31 protein-coding genes are annotated in these 25,588 nt (G+C 41.0%); 1 reads left to right on the forward strand and 30 read right to left on the reverse strand.

The features are described 5' to 3' along the window. Positions 1-8: 8 nt before the first annotated feature. Positions 9-809 carry a 4-hydroxy-tetrahydrodipicolinate reductase gene (dapB, locus tag JOD21_RS00370; RefSeq protein WP_204727682.1) on the reverse strand — a complete coding sequence of 267 codons (801 nt, stop codon included), beginning with the start codon at positions 807-809 and terminating at the stop codon, positions 9-11. Beyond that, the gene (locus tag JOD21_RS00375) at positions 802-1,149 is read right to left on the reverse strand and encodes a nucleotide pyrophosphohydrolase (RefSeq protein WP_239581225.1); all 348 of its coding nucleotides are present in this window, start codon (positions 1,147-1,149) and stop codon (positions 802-804) included. Before JOD21_RS00375 ends, dapB begins: the two co-directional genes overlap by 8 nt. A 78-nt stretch (positions 1,150-1,227) precedes the next feature. Between JOD21_RS00375 and JOD21_RS00380 the strand changes: the two genes are divergently transcribed. Continuing rightward, on the forward strand, positions 1,228-2,097 hold the full coding sequence (locus JOD21_RS00380) for a YitT family protein (RefSeq protein WP_204727683.1): 870 nt from the start codon (positions 1,228-1,230) through the stop codon (positions 2,095-2,097). 34 nt (positions 2,098-2,131) lie between these two features. Here the strand turns inward: JOD21_RS00380 and JOD21_RS00385 are convergent, their stop codons facing one another. The 28 genes from JOD21_RS00385 to der all read right to left on the reverse strand — a co-directional run bounded on the left by JOD21_RS00385 (position 2,132) and on the right by der (position 25,432). Beyond that, positions 2,132-2,809, reverse strand: a complete 678-nt coding sequence (locus tag JOD21_RS00385; protein ID WP_204727684.1) for a zinc metallopeptidase — start codon at positions 2,807-2,809, stop codon at positions 2,132-2,134. A 56-nt stretch (positions 2,810-2,865) separates the two neighbouring features. After that, positions 2,866-2,997, reverse strand: a complete 132-nt coding sequence (locus JOD21_RS19590; protein WP_204727685.1) for a sporulation protein YpjB — start codon at positions 2,995-2,997, stop codon at positions 2,866-2,868. Between the two features lie 34 nt (positions 2,998-3,031). Beyond that, positions 3,032-3,637 (reverse strand): lipoprotein heptaprenylglyceryl N-acetyltransferase LhaT, encoded by a 606-nt coding sequence (lhaT, locus tag JOD21_RS00395; protein ID WP_204727686.1) that lies wholly within the window; start codon positions 3,635-3,637, stop codon positions 3,032-3,034. Positions 3,638-3,715: 78 nt separating this feature from the next. After that, complete coding sequence (locus tag JOD21_RS00400) at positions 3,716-4,480, reverse strand: menaquinol-cytochrome c reductase cytochrome b/c subunit (RefSeq protein WP_204727687.1); 765 nt, start codon at positions 4,478-4,480, stop codon at positions 3,716-3,718. Positions 4,481-4,516: 36 nt separating this feature from the next. Further along, a complete protein-coding gene (gene qcrB, locus JOD21_RS00405; RefSeq protein ID WP_041122695.1) occupies positions 4,517-5,191 on the reverse strand; it encodes a menaquinol-cytochrome c reductase cytochrome b subunit in 675 nt (224 codons plus the stop codon). A 14-nt stretch (positions 5,192-5,205) separates the two neighbouring features. Next, on the reverse strand, positions 5,206-5,718 hold the full coding sequence (locus tag JOD21_RS00410; protein WP_041122696.1) for a QcrA and Rieske domain-containing protein: 513 nt from the start codon (positions 5,716-5,718) through the stop codon (positions 5,206-5,208). Between the two features lie 149 nt (positions 5,719-5,867). Further along, positions 5,868-6,329 carry a YpiF family protein gene (locus JOD21_RS00415; RefSeq protein ID WP_204727688.1) on the reverse strand — a complete coding sequence of 154 codons (462 nt, stop codon included), beginning with the start codon at positions 6,327-6,329 and terminating at the stop codon, positions 5,868-5,870. Between the two features lie 72 nt (positions 6,330-6,401). Beyond that, on the reverse strand, positions 6,402-6,941 hold the full coding sequence (locus JOD21_RS00420) for a ReoY family proteolytic degradation factor (RefSeq protein ID WP_204727689.1): 540 nt from the start codon (positions 6,939-6,941) through the stop codon (positions 6,402-6,404). Between the two features lie 13 nt (positions 6,942-6,954). Further along, a complete protein-coding gene (locus JOD21_RS00425; protein ID WP_204727690.1) occupies positions 6,955-8,208 on the reverse strand; it encodes a tetratricopeptide repeat protein in 1,254 nt (417 codons plus the stop codon). A gap of 226 nt (positions 8,209-8,434) precedes the next feature. Then, entirely contained in the window at positions 8,435-9,715 is a 1,281-nt protein-coding gene (gene aroA / locus JOD21_RS00430; protein WP_204727691.1) for a 3-phosphoshikimate 1-carboxyvinyltransferase, read from the reverse strand. A gap of 24 nt (positions 9,716-9,739) precedes the next feature. Beyond that, positions 9,740-10,843: a prephenate dehydrogenase gene (locus JOD21_RS00435; RefSeq protein WP_204727692.1), complete on the reverse strand. Its 1,104-nt coding sequence runs from the start codon at positions 10,841-10,843 to the stop codon at positions 9,740-9,742. A 13-nt stretch (positions 10,844-10,856) separates the two neighbouring features. Continuing rightward, positions 10,857-11,942, reverse strand: coding sequence for a histidinol-phosphate transaminase (gene hisC / locus JOD21_RS00440; protein WP_204727693.1), 1,086 nt, complete (start codon positions 11,940-11,942; stop codon positions 10,857-10,859). Next, entirely contained in the window at positions 11,942-12,322 is a 381-nt protein-coding gene (gene aroH / locus JOD21_RS00445; protein WP_204727694.1) for a chorismate mutase, read from the reverse strand. Before aroH ends, hisC begins: the two co-directional genes overlap by 1 nt. Then, a complete protein-coding gene (gene aroB / locus JOD21_RS00450; RefSeq protein ID WP_204727695.1) occupies positions 12,319-13,395 on the reverse strand; it encodes a 3-dehydroquinate synthase in 1,077 nt (358 codons plus the stop codon). Before aroB ends, aroH begins: the two co-directional genes overlap by 4 nt. A 1-nt stretch (position 13,396) precedes the next feature. Then, on the reverse strand, positions 13,397-14,569 hold the full coding sequence (aroC, locus tag JOD21_RS00455; RefSeq protein WP_204727962.1) for a chorismate synthase: 1,173 nt from the start codon (positions 14,567-14,569) through the stop codon (positions 13,397-13,399). Between the two features lie 91 nt (positions 14,570-14,660). After that, complete coding sequence (locus tag JOD21_RS00460) at positions 14,661-15,434, reverse strand: CheR family methyltransferase (protein WP_204727696.1); 774 nt, start codon at positions 15,432-15,434, stop codon at positions 14,661-14,663. A 97-nt stretch (positions 15,435-15,531) separates the two neighbouring features. Beyond that, entirely contained in the window at positions 15,532-15,978 is a 447-nt protein-coding gene (ndk, locus tag JOD21_RS00465) for a nucleoside-diphosphate kinase (RefSeq protein WP_204727697.1), read from the reverse strand. A gap of 92 nt (positions 15,979-16,070) precedes the next feature. Beyond that, the gene (gene hepT / locus JOD21_RS00470; RefSeq protein WP_204727698.1) at positions 16,071-17,033 is read right to left on the reverse strand and encodes a heptaprenyl diphosphate synthase component II; all 963 of its coding nucleotides are present in this window, start codon (positions 17,031-17,033) and stop codon (positions 16,071-16,073) included. A 24-nt stretch (positions 17,034-17,057) separates the two neighbouring features. Further along, entirely contained in the window at positions 17,058-17,759 is a 702-nt protein-coding gene (locus tag JOD21_RS00475) for a demethylmenaquinone methyltransferase (protein ID WP_204727699.1), read from the reverse strand. 2 nt (positions 17,760-17,761) lie between these two features. After that, positions 17,762-18,538 carry a heptaprenyl diphosphate synthase component 1 gene (locus tag JOD21_RS00480; protein WP_204727700.1) on the reverse strand — a complete coding sequence of 259 codons (777 nt, stop codon included), beginning with the start codon at positions 18,536-18,538 and terminating at the stop codon, positions 17,762-17,764. 123 nt (positions 18,539-18,661) lie between these two features. Further along, the gene (gene mtrB / locus JOD21_RS00485; protein ID WP_041122709.1) at positions 18,662-18,892 is read right to left on the reverse strand and encodes a trp RNA-binding attenuation protein MtrB; all 231 of its coding nucleotides are present in this window, start codon (positions 18,890-18,892) and stop codon (positions 18,662-18,664) included. Between the two features lie 17 nt (positions 18,893-18,909). Beyond that, positions 18,910-19,524 (reverse strand): GTP cyclohydrolase I FolE, encoded by a 615-nt coding sequence (gene folE, locus JOD21_RS00490; RefSeq protein ID WP_204727701.1) that lies wholly within the window; start codon positions 19,522-19,524, stop codon positions 18,910-18,912. A gap of 150 nt (positions 19,525-19,674) precedes the next feature. Then, positions 19,675-19,947 carry an HU family DNA-binding protein gene (locus tag JOD21_RS00495; protein WP_039809415.1) on the reverse strand — a complete coding sequence of 91 codons (273 nt, stop codon included), beginning with the start codon at positions 19,945-19,947 and terminating at the stop codon, positions 19,675-19,677. 469 nt (positions 19,948-20,416) lie between these two features. Next, the gene (gene spoIVA / locus JOD21_RS00500) at positions 20,417-21,895 is read right to left on the reverse strand and encodes a stage IV sporulation protein A (RefSeq protein WP_204727702.1); all 1,479 of its coding nucleotides are present in this window, start codon (positions 21,893-21,895) and stop codon (positions 20,417-20,419) included. A gap of 77 nt (positions 21,896-21,972) precedes the next feature. Then, a complete protein-coding gene (locus JOD21_RS00505; protein ID WP_204727703.1) occupies positions 21,973-22,692 on the reverse strand; it encodes a hypothetical protein in 720 nt (239 codons plus the stop codon). A 16-nt stretch (positions 22,693-22,708) separates the two neighbouring features. After that, positions 22,709-22,912, reverse strand: a complete 204-nt coding sequence (locus JOD21_RS00510) for a DUF2768 domain-containing protein (protein ID WP_204727704.1) — start codon at positions 22,910-22,912, stop codon at positions 22,709-22,711. Between the two features lie 138 nt (positions 22,913-23,050). Beyond that, the gene (locus JOD21_RS00515; RefSeq protein ID WP_239581227.1) at positions 23,051-24,094 is read right to left on the reverse strand and encodes an NAD(P)H-dependent glycerol-3-phosphate dehydrogenase; all 1,044 of its coding nucleotides are present in this window, start codon (positions 24,092-24,094) and stop codon (positions 23,051-23,053) included. A 21-nt stretch (positions 24,095-24,115) separates the two neighbouring features. Then, the gene (gene der / locus JOD21_RS00520) at positions 24,116-25,432 is read right to left on the reverse strand and encodes a ribosome biogenesis GTPase Der (protein WP_204727705.1); all 1,317 of its coding nucleotides are present in this window, start codon (positions 25,430-25,432) and stop codon (positions 24,116-24,118) included. Positions 25,433-25,588: the final 156 nt, after the last annotated feature.

Raw genomic sequence — 25,588 nt, forward strand, 5'->3', positions numbered from 1 at the left:
TCATCTCCTCAGTCTATTAAGTTTTCAACGCCGTAGACCAGCTCTTCAAGGTCCATCACGCTTTCAATACACAGTTTAACCCCTGTCATAAATGATCCTCTGTCATGGGAGTCATGCTTAATTGTAAGCAACTGCCCATCTCCACCGAACATCACTTGCTGGTGCGCAACTAGCCCCGGCAGTCTGACACTGTGAATTCTGATACCATCTACCTCGCCGCCTCTGGCACCTGTAACCGTTTCTTTCTCATCAGGGTGTCCCTGCTGTTTATTTTTACGCTGTTCTTTAATCATTTCAGCCGTTTTCAATCCGGTTCCTGAAGGTGCATCAAGTTTTTGATCATGATGCATTTCAATGATTTCAACATCTTCAAAATATTTAGCCGCTATCTGTGAAAATTTCATCATCAGAATTGCACCAATTGCAAAGTTTGGCGCAATGATTGTACCAAGTTTTTTATCTCTTGATAATTCTTTTAATTCTTCAAGTTCCTGTGAGGAAAAACCGGTGGTACCAATTACCGGTCGCACATCATTCATCAATGCAGCTTTTGCATGGGTATAACCGGTTTCAGGTGTCGTCAGATCGACAAGAACAGCCGGTTTTACGGATGTAAAACAATGTTCAGCATTAGTATAGATGATGGCGTCAGATGAAAACCCCTCAATATCTGAAAGCTTCTGTCCATCAAACTTTCTATCAATCACAGCCGCGAGCGTAAATCCTTCGGTGCCCTCTACCATCTTTACTGCTTCTCTTCCCATTTTGCCGCGGGGTCCGGCGATAACAACTGATATTTCCTTATTCATGATTATTATCCTCCTTCCTAGTCCATCGGTCTTTATCTCTGGTTTGAAATTTATTCATAACTCTTTTGTGCGCTGATTCCAGGCTGATTCCCTGCTGATTGGCAAAACAGATAATCACAAACAATAAGTCACCAAGTTCTTCCTCAATTGTACTCTCATCTTCAGACGCTTTTTTAGGCTTTTCGCCGTAATGATGATTAATTTCTCTCGATAGCTCACCTAATTCCTCGGTCATTCTTGCAAGCATCGCCAGCGGCTTAAAGTAGCCTTCTTTAAACTGGCCGATATATTGATCTACTTCATTTTGCATATCTGTCATTGTTAAGTTATTTTCTTTCATTTTTTACCCTCCGTCTTATTGCTAAAAATCAGATTTTTGACATATAATGTTGAACGTATGTACAAAAGGGGGATCCGTATGTTAGGACTTAAAATCAAAAATATTCTTTTTATTATGTTTGGTGCTGCAGTATTCAGTTTTGGTATTGTTCATTTTAATATTCAAAACAACCTTGCAGAAGGCGGTTTTACCGGTATTACGCTCTTATTATACTTTATATTTGACCTGAAACCTTCTGTGACGAACTTATTATTAAATATCCCGGTATTTATTGTAGGATGGAAATTACTCGGATTGCGCTCTTTTTTGTATACACTCATCGGAACTTTAAGTGTATCACTTTTTCTTGAGATATTTTATATTTATCAATTCTCGATTCCACTTTCAAATGATCTGTTTTTAGCAGCCCTTTTCGCAGGGGCTTTTATCGGGGTTGGTCTTGGCATTATTTTCAGATATGGTGGCACTACAGGTGGAGTGGATATTATCGCAAGACTCGTGAAGAAGTATGTAGGCTGGAGTATGGGAAGAACCATGTTTATTTTTGATGCAGGAGTTATTGCACTTTCTCTTGCTACGTACTTAAATTATCGTGAAGGAATGTATACACTGGTCGCAGTTTTTATAGGAGCAAGAGTCATTGATTTTATGCAGGAAGGCGCTTATACCGCTCGTGGTGCCATGATCATTTCTCCTTATCAAAAACAGATTGCAGATTTGATTGCCAGTGAAATGGACCGCGGTGTTACAGTACTGACCGGTTATGGACATTACTCTAAGGAAAAGCGCGAAGTATTGTATTGTGTCATCGGCCGAAATGAACTCGTGAGACTAAAAAACCTGATTACTTCCGTCGATCCGCATGCATTTGTTTCAGTTACAGATGTACATGATGTACTCGGGGAAGGATTTACGCTTGATGAAAATAAAAAGCCGTTAGAAGATTAATAAAACCGGAAGCGGACCGCTTCCGGTTTTTGTTTTAATCGTCTCCGTTCATTCCAATAAACATCAGAATAAAACGCAGCAATTCAAGCAGTGCTACAAGCGCAGCGGCTACATAAGTAAGCGCAGCTGCATTTAACACTTTCTTTGCATGAGGCTCTTCTTCATTTCTGATCAGTCCAGTGCTGACCATCTGGTTCATTGCGCGGGAGGAAGCATCAAATTCCACAGGCAGTGTTACAAATTGGAACAACACTGCTGCAGCAAAGAAGATAATTCCGCCGAGCATAAATTGCATTGAACCGAGCAGGATCCCTGCAAGAATCAGAATAAAAGAGAAATTTGACCCTAGGTTTGCAACCGGCACTAATTTGTGACGGAGTCTTAAGAACGCATAGCTTTCCGCATCCTGAATGGCGTGTCCTACCTCGTGGGCAGCAACTGCAGCCCCTGCAACTGACATTCCATGATAGTTATCAGGCGATAGAACAATTTCCTTTGTTCTAGGATTATAATGATCACTTAAGAAGCCTTTACCAGGTCTTACTGATACATCATAAATACCATTTTCATGCAGGATTCTTTCAGCTACTTCTGCACCAGTCATATTAGCCGTCGTTTGTACTTTTGAATATTTCTTGTAAGTCCTTTTCACACGGCTGCTTGCCCATATAGGCAAAATAATTATCAGCGCAAAATAAATCAGTATTTCCATTCAGACCCTCCATTATGATCGTTTGATTAAATTTTACCTTTGTTCTAAATTACCTGTCAATTACTACGTTTGTGCTTAGATGCTTTCTTTTTTTCATCGTCATATTTTCGCCATGAAACATAACTCAGGACTGAAATTATTGAGCCTGCAGTAAATACACTCAAAAACAAAAATGATAGACTAGTCATTTTTATAAGTCCTCCTTGACTTATGTTATGACGATTAGTGCAGGCTATGTAAAGATCTCTGCCAGTCTTTTCTGTAGACACAGCAATACCATGTAATCAGAATTGAAGTGATGCTTAACCAGAAAGTAAAATATCCGATATGGTTAACCATCTCAGACAGTCTTGAATATATCGGGTATTGCATATAGACATAATCAATTACATCATTGTGTAGCGTCCATATTGCAGCTGCTGCGATGTGCCACCGCTTTATTCTGTAGTAAGGAGCATATAAAAGACCCTGCAGAGCCATTGCGGCATGTGAAATCACAAGCATCCATGCGACTGCTGACATCTCACCTGTCACACTCCATGTCAGAACATTCATAACGACTGCCCATATTCCATATTTAAAAAGCGTAATAATCGCAAGCGCTTCTATCAGAGGCCACTGCTTTTTAATTAAGTATCCGAAAATGACAATGGTAAAAAATAAACTGGCTGTGGGACTATCCGGAACAAATATTAAAAAAATCGGTTCAGTTTCTACAAGCTGATAGCGGTACCAGTAATATCCATACACCGTACCAAGCAGGTTCACTATAAACAGTAAAATGAGAAAATAGCGGTTGGACAGCCAGGAGTAAATAAACTCTTTCATGATTTCACCTCTTAATGAGAAAATGATCATTTTAAAATTTGATTAAAAAAAGAGCCGGAACAATCCGGCTCTTTTCTATTATTCAGCTGCAGGGTCTGAGATGAATTCAGCCAGCTGCTGTAATTCTTCATCAGTACCTTTAAATAAACCTGCAGGCATTTGTCCTTTTCCGTTCACCGCTATATCAGCGATTTCCTCCGGTGACAATCCGGTATCTGTAAGGTTAGGTCCTGCTCCACCTTCAAGATTTTCACCGTGACAATTGATACAGCCCTGCTGTTCATAGATTGCGTAACCTTCAGCTTCAGTGTTAATTTCCACTTCAGCTACAATTTCACCCTGGCTGCGCTGAGTTTCCCAGTCATGATAAGCAACTGATTCCCAAGTAAGGAAAATTGTTGCCGCCACTCCTAGCAGCATAAAGCCAGTTGCAAGTGGACGCTTCCCAGGTCGGCGCGCCGGTCCTCTGTCGATAAATGGAGCAAGCAGTAACGCACCAAATGCAATACCAGGAATAACGAAAGCTCCAATTACGTTATATGGACCAGAAGCAAAATCATATTTAAGTAATTGATACAGAAACAAGAAGTACCAGTCAGGAAGCGGGATATACCCAGCATCCGTCGGGTCTGCAATTTTCTCAAGCGGCGGTTCATGAGCCACAGTTAAAGATAAGTATCCAATTAGGAATACTGCACCCACAAGCCACTCTTTAAGTAAAAAGTTCGGCCAGAAAGCTTCCGTCTTTCCAGGAAACTCTGAATAATCTTTTGGAATATTCGGTTTACGGTTTGCCGGTACACGAGAATCTCCGACAAACTTCATCCCTTTTCCACGATGCATAGTTTTCCCTCCTTTTAATCCAGGTGATGTGCAATTTTATAGCGGGCCTGAAATACCCTGCTTACGAATCATAATAAAGTGGGCTGCCATCAGACCAAGCAGAGCACCTGGCAGGAAGAATACGTGAATAGCAAAGAATCTAGTCAGTGTCTGAGCACCTAGAATATTAGGGTCCCCTGCTAATAGAACACGGATTTGCTCACCGATCAGCGGTGTAGCAGCAGCAATTTCAATTCCTACCTTAGTTGCAAATAGTGCCTTCATATCCCAAGGCAGTAGATAACCAGTGAAACCAAGTCCAAGCATAACGAAGAAAATCAGTACGCCTACTACCCAGTTTAGCTCACGCGGTTTTTTGTAAGCACCTGTGAAGAATACCCGTAAAGTATGAAGAAACATCATGACAATAACAAGACTGGCTCCCCAGTGGTGCATTCCCCGGACAATTACGCCAAAGGCTACTTCATTTTGTAAGTAATAAACAGAACGCCATGCATTTTCAATATCAGGCACATAATACATTGTTAAAAACATTCCGGATAAGATCTGTATAACGGTAACAAAGAATGTCAAACCGCCGAAACAGTAAACAAATGCCGAGAAGTGGTGAGCAGGGTTAACATGCTCAGGAACTTCGTGATCGGCAATGTCACGCCACATCGGGGTGATATCCAACCGCTCATCTACCCAATCATAAATCTTATTTAGCACCCATTACGCCTCCTTTACTTTGCGATTGTGTTTGGAACAACTTGTCCAAGCTGCAGGATGCCATCGTCAGATACTCTTGTTTCATACATATCAAGAGGAGCAGTCGGTGGCGTCCCCGGTACGTTTTTACCGGATTTTTCATATAAACCATTGTGGCAAGGGCAGAAGAATCTGTTAGGATCACTTTCTCTACCTTCCCAGCTTACAGTACAGCCTAAATGCTTACACGTTGGATTCAGTGCAATGACATTCTGGCTTTCATCTAAATAAACCCACGCAGTGTTTGTTACTTCAGACGTATACCATGCATCTACCTGCTCATAAGAAAAGTCTACGCGAGTCGGAACATCACTCAACTCATCAATTGAAGTACCAGTGGAGATGAAATCCCCGCCTGCTTCAGCAGTTAAAACAGGATCAATTGCAAAACGCACCATTGGCATTAGCATTCCTGCCGCCATGAAACCGCCTACACCAGTTAATGTATAGTTTAAAAATTGACGACGTGAAACACGCTGATTACTCATTAATTTCCCCCCTCTACCTTCAGGTCAGTCCATCGGACATTTTTCGCACAAATATATAACTAGGACATATTCATGATATATCAATATATTATCAAGGTCAATAATCGGTTAAACCTTTTCATTTCAACTATGTGAAGTTTTTTTGAACGTTAATTTTTCTGCCATTTTCCAACAACAATTTTGAGTAGTTGACTTACCTGATCTTCTATCATTTTCTGCTTATATTTCCCGTCCATATGTTCCATCGGAATAGATGGCAGCCAGATTAATTCTGAAGCCATCTCATCTTCAGCCAGTCTCCAGAATGAATCAGACGTTACCAGGAAAACGTGAGTAAACCCCTGGCTTTTTAAGTTCACTGTCCACTCATTCAATCTGTTTTTTTTCTGATCATCACTTTCAGTTGAAAAATATGTATAAGGCGGCAGCAGCATCATACGCCCCTTAAATTGTTTTTCAAGTAAAGCTGTAACAAGCGGAATGAATTCCGCCTGATCCGCTTCCTGTTTTGCATCCTCTCCAAAACTGAGCGGTAAAAGCGGGATGACTGCAGTATCTATATATTTTTTTTCCTGAAAGTACAGCAGAATATCCTTTGTGTTCCAAATCATGACACTCACTCCTAAAAACTGATTTATTCCTTTAAATTGTAGCATAAAAATACAGACAGCAAATGCTGTCTGTTAATTCATGCTTTTTAATAGACCGGAAAGCTGTTCAAACTTTTCACGGTCATTGCTGTCGAGTGCTTCATCTATTTGCCGCATCAGCTGTGCACGCTGATTTTCATAAATACTGTCAGTTAAAAACTGTTCAGCTAATTTCTTTTCATTTGCTGTCAGCTTAAGTTCCTCTCTTATATAAGGATTCTCTTCAAGTACTGCCGCATACTGATAGGATGAGTACGCAGATTCAAAGTTCAATTGAATATATAAATCTTCATCCCGGTGGAGCCGTATATCATGAAAAGATTTTTCAGCATCAGTGGTCATCACGTGTCCCTTATAAAAACGGAAAGGCACATCGTCTGTACAAGTCGCTGACATGACAATACCACGCGGACAATATCTGGCATCTTCAACAAAATGCAGGTTCTCAATCAGTTGTTCGTGGCTCAGCAGATAATTCATGATCCATACTGATTCTCTTTTCTTTAACTCATAATGCTGTAAAAACCATTTGATAAAGTCTTTTTTCTCATTTGCTGAAATTGACGGGGCCAAGCCAATCCCTCCTTTACTCTCTCGATAAATGATCTACATTCATCTGCCATTCTTCATTTGAAGGATCTTTTTCAAGGAGTTTCTGATAAATTGTCAGTGCCTCCCGGTGACGTCCTTCCTCAAGAAGAAAGCTGCCGTAATCTGTTAGAAAATCACTATGATCATTATATACCACATAAGCTTTTTTATATTCTTCCGACGCTTTAGAATATTCCTCTTTCAGTTCATATGCTTTTGCAGCATCCCACAGAAATTGCGGGTCATCTTCGCCTGATTCCCGAACAGTACTGATCACTTCAAGGCATTCTTCGGCTTTTTCCTGTCTGAGCAGCACTTTATTCAGTACGAGTGCGGCTTCAAGATAATCAGGATCAATGGCTATTGCCTGCCTCAGAAAGTCTTCAGCTTTTTCCTCTTCGCCCGTTTTTAATGACAGTTTACCCGCATTATGGAAAAGTTCTTTGTTGAATGGATCATTCTTTAATCCTTTGACAGCTGCTTCGATAGCGTGCTCAAGATCTTCTTCATGCTCATATGCTGCTGCAAGCAGCTTATAGGCACTGTGATAATCAGGATCTAGTTCTATTAATTCTTCAAGCACTTCAGCAGCTGTTATATAATGTCCTGACTGGTAGGCTGTGAATCCATACTGAAATAGTGTTTCAGCATCCCTTTCATGGTTCAGCGCGTCTTCATAGTATGGAAGTGCTTCTTCGAAGGAACCCCCTGCGCTGTAGCATTCCCCTAATCTCTTACTAATCAAAACACCTGCAATTTCTTCTTCAGACAGCATTTTATAAAATCTGATTGCTTCTAAAAAACGTCCCTGCTGGATATAAAATTCTGCGAGTGCAAACTGAATGATTTCTTCATTTTTTTCATGCTCATATGCCTGAAGTAATTTTTGTTCACTTACTTCATGAAGGCCCTGCATATGATACAGATCAGCTGACAGCAGCATAGCGCGAGAATAGAATTCACTTGAACTGTTGATTTGTTCAAGCAGCAGCATAGCTTCTTCGATCTGATCAAGTTCTGCATGAGCTTCTGCTTTTAACATAACAAGCTCTGTTTCTTCAGGATAGAGTTCAAGTAAATCTTCGTATAAATCAATGCTTTGTTCTAAAAATCTAAGACTGTATAAGGCTTCTGCTGCTTCATATTTTTCATCATCAGTACCTGTTCTTTTTAATTCACTATATATTTTCATTGCTTCTTCGAGACTTCCTGCATGGAGGTGCTCAATCAGCGTTTGCAGTTGATTCATTTTATACCTTCTTTCGTTCATTTATCATAATAGAATAAGGCTCTGTTAAAGGTGGCTGGTGATTTCCGCTGCAATCACCAGCTGTGCTAAACAACATTGGTCTTTAACATAGCCTAGAATAAAAGAACCTGAGATCAGATTCAACTATAATCTCTCGTAAGTAGTATTCTCTTTAGAAAAGGTAAATCCTTTTTTTGCAATAAAAAAGAGCAGAAAAATCTGCTCTTTAGCGTGTGACTGATTCGAGGTCTTCAAAAAATTCAGGGTAAGAGACACTGATACATTCAGGATTTTTAATATGCACTTCCCCATTTGTAATCAGAGATGCAACCGCGAGCATCATGCCAATACGGTGATCACCTTTTGAATCAGTCTCAGCCCCCGTTAACTGTGATGGTCCGTGAATGATCATTCCATCATCAGTTGCTTCAATATCCGCTCCAAGCTTTTTCAGCTCTTCAACTACCGCATCTATACGGTTAGTCTCCTTAACCTTCAGCTCTTCGGCATCCTTAATCACTGTTGTTCCAGCGGCTTGTGTAGCAAGCAGTGCAATAATCGGTATTTCATCGATCAGTCTTGGAATCAGATCTCCTTCAATTGTGCAGGCATCTAACTTACTGCTCTTAATAGAAATTTCACCTATTGGTTCTTCATCATCATTGACTGGCGTTACTTCAAAATCACCGTTCATCTGTTTCAGAACTTCGAGGATACCTGTTCTCGTTTCATTAATTCCGACATTTTGCAGTACAAGTGAGCTGTTCTGAGTAACAGCTGCTGCAGTAAGGAAAAATGCCGCAGAAGAGATATCTCCGGGAACCTGAATATGCTTTGCTTTAAACGACTGGTTTCCACTAACCGTTATTGCCGAGCCTTCTCTTTTAATCGTGCCGCCAAAATGTTTAATCATTTTTTCTGTGTGATCTCTCGTTTTTTGAGGTTCAACTATGACTGTATCTTCTCCTGACTGAAGCCCGGCAAGTATTAATGCAGACTTTAACTGCGCACTGGCAACAGGCAGTTCATAGCGAAAAGACTGCAGTGCTCCTCCCCGGATTGAAAGAGGCGTTAAATTACCATCATCTCTTCCATCAATACGTGCCCCCATTTCTCTCAGCGGATCTGTCACTCTGTTCATTGGCCGTTTCGCTATAGATTCATCACCTGTAACGACAGAATGAAAAGGACGTCCTGCGAGTAAACCGAGAAGCAGTCTGGTTGTCGTACCTGAATTCCCTGTATAGAGGACTTCCTCAGGCTCTTTTAATCCTGCAAATCCTTTTCCTTCAATCAGGATTTCATCACGATTCTCGGTGATCTGAACACCCATTTTTCTGAAGCAGTCTATTGTTGCAAGGCAGTCATCACCTTTTAAGAACCCGGTTACTTTTGTCGTTCCTTCTGCAATTGCTCCAAACATAATCGATCTGTGAGAGATAGATTTGTCTCCGGGTACTTTAATCGTTCCCTTTACAGAAGGGCTATTATATTGAAGTGTCTTCATTACAAAACTCCTCACACAATTATTCTATACTGTAAATACGTCATAATCGGTCACTGCTGAAATGCAGTCAGCTCCGCGTTTGCGATCTTCCTCAGTCTGAAAGCTGATCGTTAAAACCCCGTAAATATCCTCTCTGGTTTCCATAATTCTGAGGTTAACGATACTGATTTCTTCCTTAGCCAAAATACCTGTAATTTCTGAAATGACACCCGGATAGTCCGGGACATCTACAAATAGGTCGTAAAAAGAGGGAATCGCCCCTTTTTGAAGAATCGGCATGGAATCTCTGAATGTTTTCGCCTCTGAAAAATACGTATAAATATCCGTTGCATTGTTTCTTTCGAGCATATCGATTACACGATTCATTTCTTGCTGCCATTCTGACATCAGACTTTTCAGGGTATCGATATTGTGAACGGTTATGTCCCTCCACATTTCAGGGTTTGAAGAAGCAATTCTCGAAATATCCCTGAAACCCCCGGCAGCAAGACTGGAAATGAGAGGCTGCCTCTGATAATTATCTTTTACCTGATGGACTAATGATGATGCGATAATATGCGGAAAATGACTGACCATTCCGGTGATATGATCGTGTTCCTCAGGCTTAACTTCAAGAAACTTCGCTTTACTGCCTTTCAGCCATTTTTTCAGAACAGCTACAGATTCAGCGTCACTATGCTCTGCAGGTGTTAATAAATAAAAAGCATTTTCAAACAGAATCGCTTTAGCAGCGGAGACACCACTTTTATGTGAACCTGCCATTGGATGACCGCCTATAAATGATATTCCCCGGTCAGAAAACAGATGGCTCGATTCCATAATTCTCTTTTTCGTACTACCGACATCTGTTACGATCACATCCGGTTTAAGATTGAAAGAAGATATGGTCTTCATCATCTCAACCGTTTCATTTACAGGGGTACAGATAATGATCAGGTCTGCTTGTTCAGCATCCTCCTGTAAGGAATCAGATCCCTGACTGATTGCGTTAAGTGCCTTTGCGAGTCTGATCTCTTCTTTCTTTATATCAAAGCCCGTCACAGTTGCCCCGGGGTATTCTTTCAATATTGATAAACCGATTGAGCCTCCAATCAAACCGAGCCCAATAATAAACACATTGCCATTCATACGTTCACAACCTTTAATGTGAGATAGTCTCCCTGATTGCTTTAAGCGTCTGATCAACCTGATCCCTGCTGCCGATAGTGATCCTCAGGCTGTTAGGGAAGCCAAGTGCCTGACCGCTTCTAACAATGATTCCTTTTCTTAACAGGGCTTCAAATAAGTCATCTGCATCCTGATTAAAATGAACCAGAATAAAATTTCCCTGTGAAGGATAATACGTAAGACCATGCTCATGACAGAATTGCTCAAACTTTTGTATGCCTTCTCTATTCTGCTGTCTGCAGCTTTCAATGAACGTCTGATCACCAATTGCTGCTGCAGCTGCCTGCTGAGCCAGTGCATTCGTGTTAAAAGGCTCTCTTACCGGTTCAAGAGATTGTATCAGCGCAGGGTTTGCCATTCCGTACCCGACTCTGAAGCCCGCAAGTCCGTAAGCTTTTGAAAAAGTTCTTGTGACGATCAGGTTTGAATATGAGTTGATGAGTTCTAAAGCATTGTAATAGTCTTCTGCCGTCACATATTCATAATAAGCTTCATCAAGTACAACTAAGACATCTTTTGGAATCTGATCAAGGAAATGTACCAGATCTTTTTCGGCAATGCTGACACCGGTCGGATTATTCGGACTGCACACCCATACGACAGCTGTTTGTCCGTTAACTGCAGATGCCATGGCCTGAAGATCATGGTGACCTTCAACAAGAGGAACCTCTATCACCTCAGCACCTTCGATGACAGCGTTGTGTTTGTATTGAGGGAAAGTCGGAGCAGCCATTACAGTGTTTTTAGAGGAATCAAGCATTGCTCTTGAGATAATCTGAATGATTTCATCCGACCCGTTCCCTAAAATGAAGTGATCTCCTGGAAGCTGATAAAAAGCTGCAAGCGCGTTTCTGAGCACTGTCCCGCCGCCGTCAGGGTAGATTGCATAATTCATCGCATTTTCTTTAATCTGCTTTTTGACCTGATCTGAACAGCCGAATGGATTCTCATTAGAAGCGAGTTTGATGATTTCTTCGAGACCAAGTTCATTTTTTACTTCTTCTATTGTTTTACCGGGTTTATATGGTGATAATTTTTTAACCTGATTTTTAATATACATCAATGATTCTCCTTTCTGATCATTGCAAGGTCCGGACGTAACTTTACAGCCTCATGATGATAAACGTGTTGAATATCCTTCTGTTTTTTTCCGGTATTCACATGCACCATCACTCTGACACACCCTGGCAACGCATCTTTAACAGGGATCTCCTGCATACACATAACAGGTACATATTGCCAGCCTTCAATTTTTCTTAATGCTTTTGCAGGAAACACTGAACGAATATCATCAGTTGTTGATATAAATACTGAAGCTGTATCATCAGCATCAATACTATTTTTTTCAATCATCTCTTCAAGCAGAGAAAGAGTAGCCTCGATAACAAGTTCTTCCTTGTCTGAATCTACCGTTGTTGCCCCTCTTATACCCCGGATCATTGTGTTTCCCCCCTTTGCTGCAGCAGTCGGTGAACCTGCAGTAACTCTTCCTGGTCAATCTTTTTTAATACAGGCTTACCCACTTCTTCGAGTAAAACAAAGCGGATATGATGTTTCAGATTTTTTTTATCATTTTTCATCAGTTTAAGTAATTCTTCAAACGGTGCAGCAGCTTTAGTCTCATACCCTAAAGAATGAACCCATACTAAAAATCCGTCTAGATCAAACTTGAGTTCTGTTTGTCTTTGACTCAGTAAAATTGCATAGACCATGCCTATCATCACGCATTCACCATGGAGTTTGCCTCCATAACCTGACCATGCTTCAACGGCATGACCATACGTGTGACCAAAATTTAAAAAGGCACGGATATTCTGCTCCCGCTCGTCTTTTGCCACGACTTCACCTTTGATCTGTATGCCTTTTTTAAGTGCGTACTGAAGGAAATCCTGATCAAGGGTTTTGAAATCGGTGACATGTTTCATTAATTCCTGCAGAAAATCGTGATCTGCTATTAATGCATGTTTAATCACTTCTGCAAACCCCGACCTGATTTCACGTTCGGGCAGCGTTCTGAGAAAAGAGCTGTCATAAACGACGGCAGAAGGCTGATGAAAGCTTCCGGTCATATTTTTCCCCAGTGGATGATTAATTGCCGTTTTCCCTCCCACTGCACTATCGTGTGCCAGGATGGTTGTAGGCACCTGAATATACCTGATGCCTCTCATATACGTTGCAGCTGTAAACCCTGCAAGGTCCCCTGTTGCACCGCCTCCACATGCAATAATAAGAGAATGACGATCTAATCCTGATTCAAGTGCTTTTCCCATCACCTGCTCATAAACAGCAAATGTTTTTGCTTTTTCTCCGGCCGGCAAAACATGAATGTCATCAAAAGGTATACTCTCATGAATCATATCCTTATGATATTGATACACAGTTTCATCAATCAAAAGCAGGGTAGAAGTAACCTCAGGAGACAGATCAAGAATAAACTGTCTGATTTTGCCAAGTGCTTTTTCACCAATTAAAACAGGGTAATCATTCCCTGCCCGGATGATCAGCTGCTCCATATCAGTAATCCTTAGCGTATGCCCGGTGCTGTTCAACAGATTTTTTTAATTGATCAAAACGATCACTGTCGAACTGATCGCATATTGCACATGCGATTTCCCAGGCTACTACTGCTTCTGCTACAACAGCTGCTGCAGGCACCGCACAGCTGTCTGAACGTTCAATACTTGCGCTAAATGGCTCCTTGGAGTCAATATCCACACTTTCAAGCGGCTTATAAAGTGTCGGGATCGGTTTCATGACCCCTTTGACCACGATTGGCATACCGGTTGTCATGCCGCCTTCAAATCCTCCAAGACGGTTGGATTTCCTATAATAGCCTTTATCCTCAGACCAGGCGATTTCATCGTGAACCTGACTTCCCGGAAGACGGGCCATCTCAAAACCAAGACCAAATTCTACACCTTTAAAAGCATTAATACTCATAATTGCGGCTGCAATCTTTGCATCAAGCTTTTTATCATAGTGAACGTAGCTGCCGAGACCTGCCGGAACATTTTCCACAATCACTTCCACAACTCCACCGATTGAATCACCATTCTTTTTAGCTTCATCGATTGCCGTTTTCATTTTTTCTGAAGCTTCTGCGTCGATGCATCTTACTTCGCTTTCTTCAGATTTACTTCTGATTTCTTTTGCTGAGAGGCCTTTAATTACTTCTGCCTGAACACCGCCAATTTCTCTCACGTGACATGCAATGTTAATATCAAGATCTTTAAGGATTTTCTGAGCAAGCGCACCTGCTGCAACCCTTACAGTCGTTTCACGTGCTGATGATCTTTCAAGTACGTTACGCATATCACGGTGACCGTATTTAATGCCGCCATTCAAGTCAGCATGTCCGGGTCTTGGCCTAGTGATTTTTCTTCTTACTTCTTTTTCTTCATCATCGCTGAGAGGTTCTGCACCCATAATCTTTGTCCAGTGAGTCCAGTCTTTATTTTCAACAACAAGCGCAATAGGCGACCCTAGTGTTTTACCGTGTCTAACCCCGCTCAGGATCTGAGCACGGTCTGTCTCGATTTGCATTCTTCTGCCGCGGCCATAACCTTTTTGCCTTCTTGACAGATGTTCATTAATATCAATTGCTTCAAGCTCTAATCCCGCAGGAAGTCCTTCAATGATTGTTGTCAGCTGAGGTCCATGAGACTCTCCTGCTGTTAAGTATCTCATCATAATACTTTCCTCCTTCAACTCGCTAAAGTGATATTTGTACAGTCTAACATATTTTTTTGAAGGTATGTAGTCAAATTAACCGACAAGTTCAAATTTTCCGGTAGAAAAATGTTTCAATTGATTCAAAACCATATTTTCCGGGATTAAAAATTTGTTCAGTACTTCCTACAAAAAGAACGCCGCCTTTTTTTAATGCACGGCTGAACTTATGATAAAGCTCATCTTTCGCTTCTTCTGTAAAATAAATCATCACATTCCTGCAGACAATCAGATCAAATCCAGTATCAAAGCGGTCATTTAATAAGTTCTGCTGTTTAAAAGTAACACTGCTTTTGATCTTATCTGAGACTTTAAAGAAAGCACCCTGTTTAATAAAGTGTTCTTTTTTGATATCCTCCGGCACTTCAGCAAGCGCTCTTTCATTATAAAGTCCAATTTTCGCTTTCTCGATTGCCAGCCGGTCAAGGTCGGTGGCAAGAATATGATTAAAACGTCCCTTTTGCACTTTATTTAACACCATCGCCAGTGAATAAGGCTCCTCACCGGTTGAGCATGCAGCACTCCACACCTTCAGCTGCGATTGATTTTTAATCAGATCTGGCAAGATTTTAGTCTCAAGTACTTCCCACCTTTTCTGGTTTCTGTAGAACTCAGATACATTAATTGTCATCCGGTCTAGAAATTCATCCATGAGATTCTGTTCTGAAGTTAATGCATTTGAAAATTCCTTGAAAGTTCCGTACCCTTTTTTTTCATATAGAGAAGTCAGCCTTCTTTTCATTTGGGCCTCTTTATAAAGCGCAAGGTCAATTCCTGTCTTACTTTTGATATATGTCACAAAGCCTGAATAATCATTCGTCATATGTACACCTCATTTATTAGCACTATTAATAGCTACTATATAAAAACATCTTAAAAAATGCTATAAAAAAAAGCACCTCTTCAGGTGCTTTTACAATTTAATAAACCCATTCATCAGATGATTTTTTGTATTCAAGTGCTGCATCTTCACCAAAGAAAAGATTGATTTCACGTTCTGCACTTTCAAGAGAGTCAGAACCGTGAATGATGTTTTTACCTACTGTCAGGCCAAAATCTCCTCTTAGTGTTCCAAGATCAGCCTCGCTTGGCTTAGTAGCACCCATCATATGACGGGCAGTCTTAACAACATCTTCACCTTCCCAGATCATTGCAAAAACCGGGCCTGATGTGATGAAATCCGTTAGTTCCCCAAAAAACGGCTTATCAGCATGTTCGCCATAATGTTTCTTTGCCAGGTCATCAGAAATAACCATCAGCTTAGCAGCTGCAAGCTTGAATCCTTTACGTTCGAATCGGCTGATCACTTCACCGATTAACCCTCTTTGTACGCCATCAGGCTTAACCATTAGAAAAGTCTTTTCCATTCTCTATTCCCCCAACTATGTATGTCGGTCTCTTTAAGACCCTCTAAAAGATTATCACTCATTGAACGTTTTGGCAACGTTTTCATTGGAATTTAATACTTTCTTTTTCCAATAAACAGGGCAATATCACGAAGTGACTTTTTAGCTTTAGATTGCGGGATTTCATCAAGCTGATCGAGTGCTTTTCGTAAATACCTCTGGCTGATTGCAGAGGACCGTTTGATTGCATCAGTTTTTAAAATATCATCAATGATCTGTTTCAGATCCTCACCCGGCATTTCTTCATGAACTTTTTTGATTCTGCTGCTGATCTCAGGATTCTCCATAGCATAAAATACAGGCAGAGTGATATTCCCCTGCAACAGGTCACCTCCGGCAGGTTTTCCAAGTTCCTTTTCAGTACTTGTAAAATCAAGAATGTCATCAGTAATCTGATAAGCCATTCCAACATAATACCCAAAACGATAGAGTCTCCTTTGAATATCAGCCGATGCGTTACCTGCTACTGCCCCCAGCTGACAGCTTACTGCAATCAACAGAGCCGTTTTTCTCTTGATCCGACGGAAATAATCTCTGGTGCTTTGATTAAAGCGGTACTTATCCTGAATTTGCGCAATTTCACCAATACATAATTCCACAATCGCATCTGACAGAATTTTATGAGCAGATGGGTTCTGGATCACTGTCATATAGTTCAGCGCCCTTGCGAACATATAATCTCCGGTGTACATGGCAATCTGGTTGTTCCATTCCGCCTGAATCGTCGTTCTGCCACGGCGCATATCTGCATTGTCGATGACATCATCATGTACAAGCGAAGCCATATGAATCAGTTCGAGTGCAACAGCAGCATTTTTCACACGGTGAATATCATATTGACCCGTTTTGGCAGCGAGCAGAACAAAAACAGGTCGGATTCTCTTTCCTCCGGCCTGAAGTAAATGCAGTGAAGCATCCTTTAGAAGCTCAGTATCTGAATGAATTGCCTGACTTAGTTCCTTTTCAACCTCTTCAATATCCGCTTTCAGAAACGAATAGAGCATTGTTAATTTCATAACACTTCCACCTAATTTGCATTTTTAAGCTTTTTTATACCCAAGGTGCATTGCTGCTGCCCCGCCGCTGAACTGTTTATAGTTCACACTTGCAAAACCTGCTTCTTCAAACATGTCAGCCAGCTGCCGTGCTCCAGGAAAGTCTTTAGCTGATTCCTGCAGCCAGGAATATTCATTATAGCTTTTTGCAAGGATTTTTCCGAAAATCGGCATCACATATTTAAAATAAGCATAATACAACTGTCTGAACCCTGGAATAGTCGGCTGTGAAGTTTCAAGGCAGACTGCCATGCCACCCGGTTTTAGTACCCTGTTCATTTCTTTTAATACCTGAAGATAATCAGGCACATTTCTCAGTCCAAAACCGATCGTGACATAATCAAATGAATTGTCTTCATAGGGCAATGCCATTGCATTACCGTGAACAAGTGAAATTTGTGGATAATCCTTCACTTTTTCATGACCTGTTTTAAGCATGTTTTTACTGAAATCCAGACCTACTACTTCCCCTTCAGGTCCAGCAGCCTCTGCAAGCGCAATTGTCCAGTCAGCGGTCCCGCAGCATACATCCAGCGCTTTCGAACCTGTATCAACCTGCATTTTCTGCATCGTGTACTTTCTCCAGCGGACATGCTGCTGAAAGCTGATAATGGAATTCATTTTATCGTAACGGCCATGTATTTTCTCAAAGACCCCGTGGACTTTTTGTTCTTTCTCTGTCTGCATAATTATCCTTCCTCTGCATAAATAATCGACTTTTCATAAAAAGAACTGAAAATCGGCAAATTCTTAGTAGTAGATGGAAGGTTAAGTTCCCGCGCCAGATATTCAATTTCTCTTGATATTTTCTTAATCAGACGTTTATATGCTGTCATGTAGTCTGATGTCTTGATGTGGTGTTTTCCATGTTTGAAAAAATAAAATAAACTTGAATCATCACCTTGTGCAAAAGATCTTTCTTCCTGCTTTAAACGGTTAGCAAGTAAAAGTTTTTCTGCAAGCGGCACCATTTCATCATAGCCGAGATGTATAAACAGACTTGTGATAATGGAAGATTCTATTTTTGTCAGGCTGTTGAGAAATTCATCCTCTGTCAATGTATGGGCAGATGTGATTTCAATCTTATGTTCGTTAATCTCTTCAATTGAAAAAGCGATCTTTCTGATCAGCTCTATATCCGGTATGCCTGATAGAATTTTATAATACAGTCCGCTGTAATAATCTCCGGCAAGTACTGTCAGCTGTTTAATCCGGTGTGATTCACCTGTAACAGAAACTTTTTCATGCGTGTCTAGAGCCTGCTGGATCAAAATAGCAGTAGAGACATATGATTGATCGAGATTTGTATATTTATTTTTTAAGTAAAAGGGGAGTAAAAGCAGAGACAGCCGCTCCATATCAATTTCAGGCTGACCGATTGATGCATGGAGATAGGGATGATGAATTTGGTCTAGTATGTGCTGAACAGTCTGACTGATCCAGCGTTCGGATTGTTTATCGCTCATCTTTCTCTCCCCGTTTCATTAGTTCGTATGTATTAAATGAATAAACCTCTCTTATTATACCATATTCATTACAGACATTGTGAAGTTGAAAGAAGCCAGCGCTTGCTGGCTTCTTAGATCAGATTACTTTTTCACTTTTTCATCGCTCAGCACTTCACCGTGAGCAGTAAGGATAGATGCCTTACCCCGCACTTTTACTGCTGATGTATGCTCGGTGAATTGTGCAATCATCACTTCACCTTTATCCAGTTTTTCAGAGTGATGAAACTTTGTATCGGTTCCCCTTGTCAGACCGATTACGTTTACGCCATCTTCAAGCGCTTTAATACTGATAAAATTCCCCTGGTCGCTCACAGTTGTCGCTCCTTTATTTAATCCATTTTAAGAAGAGTCATTACTTCATTACGAAGAACGTGATCTTCTTCATAAATACCTCTTGCAGCGGTTGTGACTGTTTTCGCTCCTGGTTTTTTAACTCCACGCATTGTCATACACATATGTTCTGCTTCAACGATCACATAAGCACCGTGCGGAGCAAGCATTTCCATAATGGCATCTGCAACAGTCGAAGTAATTCTCTCCTGCAGCTGCGGTCTTCTCGCAGTCGTTTCGACTGCTCTTGCAAGTTTGCTCAGACCTGTTACCTTACCATCCTTTGGAAGGTATGCAACATGCGCTTTTCCATAGAACGGTACAAGGTGATGCTCACACATAGAATGGAATGGAATATCCTTCACGAAAACAAGTTCTTCATGGTCTTCATTGAAAACAGTTTTGAAATATTCTTTTGGATCACTATTAAGACCCGAAAACATTTCCTCATACATTTTTGCTACACGTTTAGGTGTATCAAGAAGACCTTCTCTTGATGGATCTTCTCCAACAGCTTCTAAAAGCATTGTAATTGCACGTTGTATTTTTTCCCGGTCAACCCGGTTCGTATCATTGCTGTTTAGTGTTGTGATATTTTCTGTAGTATGGTCCATGCCGAATCCTCCTGCACTGCATTTATTTCACTTCATATTAGCATAACGCCTTTCACAGGCGCAAAGGCAAGAGCTCAGTAAATGTGCAGATTATCTTACTCAATAAAAAACCGCACATAAATGTGCGGTTTCGCTCGCTAAAGATATGTATTATTTAACAGCATCTTTTAGCGCTTTACCTGGTTTGAAAGCAGGTACTTTGCTTGCTGAGATTTCGATTTCTTCTCCAGTCTGCGGGTTGCGGCCTTTACGTGCTGCACGTTCGCGTACTTCAAAGTTACCAAAACCAATCAGTTGTACCTTGTCACCTTTAGCAAGTGCATCTTGTACTGTATCGAATACTGCATCAACTGCTTTAGTTGCGTCCTTTTTAGAAAGTTCCGCAGATTCAGCAACTGCATTAATCAGTTCAGTCTTGTTCACGTCATTCACCTCCTCCCAAAAAAGTTATGGGCAAGTCTCTGTTACTAAGTGAACATTGAAAAGCATCTTCACGATCATGAATAATCGTTAAAAAGCCCATAGAATCAATGTTTTAGATCAATTCTGTTAAAAGATTATCACATAAAAAATACATTAGCAAGAATTATACGATAATTATTGGGAATCTCTTCTTATTATAGCCATAAACAAGGTAAATTAACCTATAACATGAACAGAATGATGTCTTTATCATCATTATTTAAAAAATGGCTCTGTTAAGGGGGGCTGTTGATTTCCGCTTCAGGGTAAACGCTTTCCGCAGGGCGTGCGGTGAGCCTCCTGCTTGAGTCATTCCCGTTCCGCTGCAATCACCAGCAGTACTAATACAACTTTGGACTTTAAAAGAGGTTAAAAAATAAAAAACAGCCCACTAAACGGGCTGTACTAAGACAATAAAAGATAAATGCTCTTAAAGGATAATGGCAATCATTCCCCCGGAACCTTCATTGATGACTCTTTCTAGTGTCTCTTTTAGTTTGTATCTAGCATTTTCAGGCATGATGGCAAGCTTAGCCTGAATTCCTTCCCTTACAATTGAACTCAGACTTCTCCCGAATATGTCTGAACTCCAGATTGAAAGAGGATCATCTTCAAAATCCTGCATGAGATAACGCACAAGTTCTTCACTTTGTTTTTCAGTTCCGATGATCGGTGAAAATTCTGACTCTACATCAACTTTAATCATATGAATAGATGGCGCAACAGCCTTCAACCGCACACCGTACCTTGCACCCTGCCGGATGATTTCAGGTTCATCAAGGCTCATATCAGACAACACAGGGGCTGCAATACCATATCCTGTCTGACGGACCATTTTCAACGCTTCTGAAAATTGATCGTATTCTTTTTTTGCTTCTGTGTAGTCCTTAATTAAGGTTAAGAAATGATCTTTTCCTGTAACACGCTCCCCGATCAGCTCTTCAATTACCTGATCAAAAAGATCGTCTGCAGCATGCAGGTCGATATTGGCTACTCCACCGCCCATATCCATTGCAGAGAGCTGAGCAGTATCAACATGGTCAAACTCCTCGAACTGCCTCACAACACGATCTACATCACGGATTCTTCTTATATCATGAATCACATCAGTAATTGCTGTTTCAAAATGGTTGCGTAGCCAATGCTCCTGATCGAGCACCATCACCCAGCCCGGCAGCTGAACATTCACTTCCAATACAGGAAATTCGTATAGAGCTTCTTTTAAAACCATCATGACATCTGCTTCTCGCATACTTTCAACACTCATTGCAACAACCGGAACATCGTATTTCACCTGTAATTCCCTTCTCAGGTTTTCAGTCTGCTCCTGATAAGGTCTGGCGCTATTGAGCACCATAATAAATGGTTTTCCCACTTCTTTTAATTCAGCAATGATTCTTTCTTCTGTTTCTTCATAGCTCTCTCTTGGAATTTCTCCTATTGTGCCGTCAGTCGACATCATGACTCCAATCGTTGAATGATCCTGGATGACTTTTCTCGTCCCCGCTTCCGCAGCCTCGTCAAACGGGATCGGTTCTTCATACCAGGGAGTGTGTACCATCCTTGGCCCATATTCATCTTCATGTCCTTTAGCACCCGGGATCGTATATCCTACACAGTCTACCATCCTTACATTGACATCCAGGCCTTCTGAAACAGTAATTTTCACTGCCTGATTTGGTATAAATTTCGGTTCAGTCGTCATAATGGTTCTTCCGGCAGCACTCTGTGGAAGTTCATCCTGTGCCCGTTCTTTCTCGGCGGGGTTTTTCATGTGCGGAATCACTGCGAGCTCCATCATTTTCTTAATAAATGTGGACTTCCCTGTTCTGACAGGTCCAACAACCCCGATATAAATATCCCCCCCTGTTCTTTCAGCGATATGTTCGAATACATTTTGCTTTTCCATCTGCATGCCTCCCTGTTTCAGCTCACGCAATAATAGTCTATGAGGACATGCTGCAAAAAGAACAAAAACCGGCTCAATTAAGAGCCGGTTTCTTCATCACCATATTTTATTTCACCGTCATCCCCGATATAATAAGGTACACTGTATGCAGGGACAACTCGTGATCCTTCAAATAAAATCGGGCGTAAATCTTCAAGATCCTGTATCGATGGCTGATCCATATCCTGCGTTAACTGATACAAGTCTGTAATATAATCCACATAAACTGTACCATCACCACGTGCAACGAGAGGAAGATCATTCCCTGTATATGGACTGGTTACAACAGGATCTTCTTCATATCCGAGTTCCGAAAAGTCGATAGAGTACATATTATCCCCCACCTGACCCTCAAAAGGAATTCCTCTGTTAGCCTGTATTCTGATCTGAAGCGATCTGATGGTTTCAGCTACCCTTAAGTCAAAAACATAGACCGTTGGATTCTCTTCCACATCAAGAAGTGTGTACTGAAATACTCCGCCATTTTCATAAGCATTACCAGGCAGGTCGGCCATAAACCTTGGTTTTAATAATGAAAAATCGATCTGATATTTTCTGTACATAGGCGTGTCATTATCAACTGTCTTAATCGGAAGAAGACCACCGGTACTTTCCTGATATTGGTCAACTGCTGATTGGACACTTTCAATCTGTTCTTCATATGCAATATCATTCCCAGCCCGTTCCTGTGAAGGTAACATACATCCTGTTAAAACAAGCGATAAAGCAGCTGTAATTGCAAGAAGGCGTTTTGTCATATTTATATCCCCCGAATCAGGCTTCCATAGTCGGTCCGCTTAATACGACCCATAGCATAATCAAACCGGCTAAAATCATAAAAATATAAGCTGCAAAAGCTGTAATAAACTTTAAAACTTTATTTGAAATCTTATAGCGGCTTAAATAAATAATAATAATGGCTAAAAACATAAAGCCCATCGAACCGAATGAAATCCACATTTTAGTTAATGCATCCATTAAAGCTCACCCTTTCACAAAACGTGCCGTTTAATTATAACATATGTATTTTCACTTCATAAAAAAGGTATATAAGAGTCAGAAAAAGTTCAAGGAATTTAGTCCATAAAAATAAAATAAACCGGGTCACCCCCCGGTTTATTCGTTCTGGTTCTCTAAGATATTGACCAGTTCTTCCATTTCATGTGTTTTTACACGCGTCATCAGCTGGTCAACTGCCTCTTTGGGATGGACATCTTCAAAAAGGACTTTGTACAGAGCTGATGTAATTGGCATGGTCACCTGATGCTTCTCTGCTAACTGATAAGCAGCCTTAGTCGTTCTGACACCTTCTACGACCATACCCATCTGCTCAAGAACGTCATCCAGCTTATGCCCCTTACCAAGCATATTACCCGCTCTCCAGTTCCTTGAGTGTACGCTTGTACACGTAACAATCAGGTCACCTACACCAGTAAGCCCGGAGAATGTCAATGGGTTAGCACCGAGTTTAGTGCCCAGTCTTGCAATTTCAGCTAAGCCACGCGTGATTAGGGCAGCTTTCGCATTATCACCATACCCGAGCCCGTCGGTAATTCCGGCTGCAAGCGCAATGATATTTTTCAGCGCACCACCAACCTCAACACCTGTGACATCATGGTTGGTATATACTCTGAAATGCTGATTCATGAACGCATCCTGAACTTTTTCAGCTGCATTTATATTTTCAGACGCGGCCGTTACAGTTGTCGGATGACGCTTAACTACTTCTTCAGCATGACTCGGGCCCGATAATACGACCAGATCACTCATCGCATCAGCGGATAATGTATCCTGAAGTATTTCGGATATTCTTAAATGAGTATCAGGTTCTATCCCTTTACTGACATGAACAATCAGTGCAGGTGTGTGTCTGATTTTATTCACTTGTTCTGCAACTTCTCTTGTCGCTTTGGCAGGTACAGCAAATACAATCATTTCCGCTGTCTCTACCGCTTTGCCGAGATCAGAATAGGCGGTGATTTCTTCAGAAATGTCAATACCAGGAAGATATTTTTCATTCTTATGTGTTGCATTGATCTGGTCTGCCTGAGCTTGTGTATGTGTCCACAAATTCACCTGGTGATGGTTGTCTGCAAGCACAATTGCAAGGGCAGTCCCCCAGCTTCCTGCTCCAAGAACTGCTATGTTTTGCTTGTCCAATCCAATCCCTCCTTAACAGCGTTACTTTCTGGCACGGGCAATCAATCTGATCGGTGTACCTTCAAAGCCAAAAGCTTCCCTGATTCTGTTCTCAAGGAATCTCTCATATGAAAAGTGCATTAATTCCGGCTCATTTACAAAAATAACGAACGTAGGCGGCTTAACGGCAACCTGAGTCGCATAGAAGATCTTCAGACGCTTTCCGTGATCCGTCGGAGTTGGGTTCATTGCAACAGCATCCATTACAACTTCATTCAGAATACTTGACTGAACTCTCATTGAATGATTTTCACTCGCCATATTGATGACTGGCAGGAGCGTATGAATACGCTTTTTAGTAAGTGCTGAAACAAATACTACCGGCGCATAATCAAGAAATTGGAAGTGAGCTCTGATTGTCTTCTCAAACTTGTCCATTGTTTTTTCATCTTTTTCAACTGCATCCCACTTATTTACAACTATAATAACAGCTCTTCCTGCATCATGGGCATAGCCTGCAATCTTTTTGTCCTGATCAATGATACCTTCTTCACCATCGATTAATACAAGAACTACATCAGACCGCTCAATTGCTCTAAGTGCACGAAGCACACTGTATTTTTCAGTTGATTCATACACTTTACCTTTTTTCCTCATTCCGGCAGTATCAATGATGACATATTCCTGACTGTCATATTTATAAGGCGTATCTACAGCATCTCTAGTAGTACCGGCAACATCACTGACAATGACCCGATCCTCCCCTAGAAGCGCGTTCACGAGTGAAGACTTTCCAACATTCGGTCTTCCAATTAGAGAAAACTTAATAACTTCTTCTCCATAATCTTCTGTTTCACGCTGATCAAAGTGTTCAGCTGCAGCATCAAGCAGATCACCAAGACCTAATCCATGTGAACCTGAAATTGGATAAGGTTCACCAAATCCAAGAGAATAGAAATCGTAGATCTGTTCTCTCATTTCCGGATTATCCACTTTATTAACTGCTAAAACAACCGGCTTATTAGACTTATAAAGGATTTTCGCTACATGTTCATCAGCTGAAGTAACACCTTCACGTCCATTAGTCATAAAAATAATGACATCTGCTTCATCAATCGCGATCTCAGCCTGCTGTCTGATCTGTTCTAAGAATGGCTCATCTCCAATATCGATTCCGCCAGTATCAATAATATTAAAATCATGATTCAGCCATTCAGCTGAATTATAAATTCGATCTCTTGTAACGCCCGGTGTATCTTCCACAATAGATACACGTTCTCCTACAATTCTGTTAAAAATAGTGGATTTCCCTACATTCGGGCGACCAACTATCGCAACGACCGGCTTTGCTTTTGCCATGACGTTCACCCTTTCTACGCACTTTTTGCATTGTGCACTTTCAAATTATTCGTTCTGTACAGCCAAATCATTGTATCAGTATTTAATTTAATGCACAACAAGCCCTGATACAAGTAAAAGCTGATTTCTTTTTAAGGAAATCAGCTTTTACTTGTT

Origin of the sequence: Jeotgalibacillus terrae, assembly GCF_016908195.1 — a bacterium.
Classification (GTDB): domain Bacteria; phylum Bacillota; class Bacilli; order Bacillales; family Jeotgalibacillaceae; genus Jeotgalibacillus; species Jeotgalibacillus terrae.